The organism is Streptobacillus ratti, from assembly GCF_001891165.1.
In the GTDB taxonomy this organism is placed as follows: Bacteria; Fusobacteriota; Fusobacteriia; order Fusobacteriales; family Leptotrichiaceae; genus Streptobacillus; species Streptobacillus ratti.
This window is the reverse complement of record NZ_LKKW01000075.1, coordinates 1-618: the sequence shown is the minus strand read 5'-3', so window position 1 is coordinate 618 and position 618 is coordinate 1. Positions and strand designations below refer to the sequence as shown.

General features: G+C 24.6%; 1 protein-coding gene. It reads left to right on the top strand.

Translation table 11 applies throughout. The features are described 5' to 3' along the window. The coding region (locus tag BT993_RS06815) for an NAD(P)/FAD-dependent oxidoreductase (RefSeq protein ID WP_208600527.1) at positions 1 to 544 on the top strand (544 nt) is incomplete at its 5' end. Between the last annotated feature and the right edge of the window lie 74 nt (positions 545 to 618).

Here is a 618-nt window from a genome sequence, read left to right as displayed (position 1 = left end):
TGATGAAAATGAATTACTATTTACAGCTTATGGTGTTTCAGGTCCATGTATTTTTAATTTATCTTATCTTACAGCCTTACATGATTTTGAAGATCTTTATTGGCATGTAGATTTTTTATCTATGTATAGTGAAGATGAATTAAGAAAATTATTATACACTAGGAAACAGGAACTAGGATATTTAGAAATAGAGTATTATTTAAATGGTTTAGTTAATAAAAAATTTGCAAGTTATCTATTAAAAAGTGTAGGTATAGAAAAATTAAATTTTAAAGTTAGTGAACTTGATGATGGAATTATAGAAAGATTAGTAGAAAAACTTAAAAAATTTGTATTTAAAGTATATGATACTACAGGATTTTCAAATGCTCAAGTTACAGCAGGTGGAATTAGAATTAATGAAATTGATAATTATAGCTTAGAATCTAAAATAGTCCAAGGACTATATTTTATAGGGGAAGTATTAGATTTATTTGGAGATTGTGGAGGATATAATTTGAATTGGTGCTTCATATCAGGAATACATGTAGGGAAAAATATTTAGGAGAAAAAATGTTAAGAATTACTAATATTAAAGTAGATATTAAACATAATGAAGAAGATATAAAAAGAGAAATG